General features: G+C 63.8%; 1 protein-coding gene. It reads left to right on the plus strand.

Translation table 11 applies throughout. The features are described from left to right. Window positions 1-222 precede the first annotated feature (222 nt). Window positions 223-2,677: TonB-dependent receptor (locus QZ847_RS09505; protein WP_294355958.1), on the plus strand; the 2,455-nt coding region annotated here is incomplete at its 3' end.

A 2,677-nucleotide genomic window follows, 5' to 3' on the forward strand; every position in this document is an offset into this window, starting at 1 on the left:
GCCCGGAACCAGCGAGGCAATCCGGGACCATTGCGCCTCGCTCAACTCGTACCGCCTGATCCCCATTATCCGCTCCGCGCCACAACACGGATGCTTATGAATCACCGTTCAGCGCGTTTGGGAATCCTGAATGTCGATCCGACCTAACACACTGACAACAGTCACACCCTTGTAATAGTAACGAACAATAAGTTAGTCTCTTCCCAACAACAGGAGGGGACCATGATTCGCGCTTACCGCCGAGCGCTGCTGCTCGGCTCGACTCTGATTCTGACATTTCCGCTGACCGCTAACGCGCAGGAGGTTTCGACAGCCCAACCTGCTGCCGCGTCGGATGGCGCCGACATCGTCGTCACCGGCACGCGCGCCTCCAACCAGAAGGCGGTGCGGATCAAGCGGGCGTCCGACCAGATCATCGATACCGTTTCGGCCAGCGAGATCGGGCAGTTGCCCGATTTCAACGCGGGCGACGCATTGAAGCGCGTGACCGGCGTCAACACGCTGCTCTATCAGGGCGAGCCACGCTTCGTGATCGTGCGCGGATTCAATCAGACCTATAACGACCTGCTGATCGACGGCTTCAGCCTTGCCTCGACGGACATCAACCTGGGCCAGAGCGCGGCAGGTGGGCGGCAGATCTCGATGGAGGTGCTGCCCTCGAACCTCGCCTCGCATATCGATGTCATCAAATCCGCGCTGCCGTCCAATGATGCCAATTTCATCGGCGGCCTGACGAATTTCGTGACGGCCAGCGCCTTCGACTTCAAGCGTGCCACGCTGACCGCCTCGGTCAAGGGCGGCGCGGCGCTCGACAGCAAGAGCAATGGCGGCAACCATTTCGGCGGCCAGGCGGAAATCGCCGGGGCGACGCAGTTCGGGCCGGATCGCCAGTTCGGACTCTATCTGTCGGCGACCTATTGGAAGCGGCAGATCAACGTACCCCAGGTCGAAACCGGCGGCACGCGCAACTGGTACACCGCGGCGGGCACGCTGACGACGCCCTATGGCGGCACGGGCTATGCGGTGCCGTCGCAGCGGCTCTACTACAATTATCAGAACGAGCGTGAGCGGCTGGGCCTGCAAGGGCGGTTCGACTGGAAGCCGAACGATGCGGTCTCCGCCTTCGTCAGCACCTATTATTTCGACCAGAGCGAGCGCTCGTTCCGCAACGACCTGAACGCGGCGGTCCAGTCCTCGGCGACCCTCGCCAACCAGACGGCGAGGAGCGGGACGCTGTCGAATGTCACGCAGACCGCGCAGCTCGGTCGCTATCGCTGGCAGCGCGACGTCTACGGCGTCTATGCCCGCGCCGAGGGCGATCTCGGCAATGGCTGGCGCAGTGATGTCGGCGCGAGCTGGTCGCACAGCCGCGTCGATAACCCGCAGACGGTCGACGCCTTTGCGCAAGGTCGTCTTCAATATGCCTATGACACCAGCGGCAACGTGCCGCTCTTCACGGCGGTCAACCCAACCGCTGCGGGCAATCTCGGGCTCTACGCCGCGAATCTTCATCGCGACGAGCGCTACCGGCTGAACGAGGATCGCTACGACCTGCAGGCCAATCTCGGCTTCAATGCCAGGGCAGAAGATCGCGGCTTCGGCGCGATCACCGGCGCGCGCTTCACCGTCATCCGGCAAGGGGTGAGCCTGGCCCGCACCAACTATACCGGCCTGCCTTATACGCTGGCGAGCGCTGCCAGCGGCACGCTCTGCGGCTTCGTCTGTGATACGCCGATCCCCACGATCGACCCGGGCAAGGTCGACGCCCTGTTCGCCGCGGCGCGTACTGGCGCCACCGCAACCATCGACACCGCTGCGCAGGCGGGCGGTACTTATAGCACCCGAGAGGATGTCGCGGCGGGGTTCGTACAGGCGCAGTATCGCACGGACTCGCTGTTCGTCGCGGGCGGCGTTCGCGTCGAACATACCCAGACGGGATCGAACAGCACCCAGGCAACCAACGGCGTCTATGCGCCCATCTCGGCGAGCAACAGCTACACCAATGTCCTGCCGTCGATCTCGGCCGTGCTCAACACCAGCGACGCCAGCAAGCTGCGCGTCGGTGCCAGCATGACCGTCAGTCGCCCGAGCTTCGGCGCGTCGTCGCTCCGGGGCGGCGTGCTCAACACGATCAGCAATCCGCCGACGCTGACCACCGGCAATCCGAACCTGAAGCCGCGCCGTGCGACCAATCTCGATATCGGACATGACTGGTATATCGATAACGGTCGCGGGATCATCAGCGTCGCCGCCTATTACAAGTGGATCAAGGACGACGTATTTACCTTCGGCACCCTCGAGACGGTGCAGGGCGTGGGCGTGCCGGTATTGGTGACGCAGGCGCGCAACACCGATCGCACCGTGCGCGCTTACGGCGTCGAGTTCGGCGCATCCTACGACCTCAGCTTCCTGCCCGCGCCGCTCGATGGCTTCGCGGTCAGCGCCAATGCCTCGTTCGGGCGTGCCTATTTCCCGATCACCCTGACCGATCAGTCGGTGCGGGTCTTCAACAACCTGCCCAACCAGCCCGCGCGGATCTTCAACGCGGCACTGTCCTACGACAAGGGGGCGGCGCACGGCCGTCTTGCCTGGAACCATCTCAGCCGGTTGTGGGACGATCGCTTCCCCAATTTCACCCCGACCGGCTTCTACGCCAACCGGTTCCAGCAGCCGACGA

Origin of the sequence: uncultured Sphingomonas sp. (assembly GCF_913778135.1) — a bacterium.
GTDB lineage: Bacteria > Pseudomonadota > Alphaproteobacteria > Sphingomonadales > Sphingomonadaceae > Sphingomonas.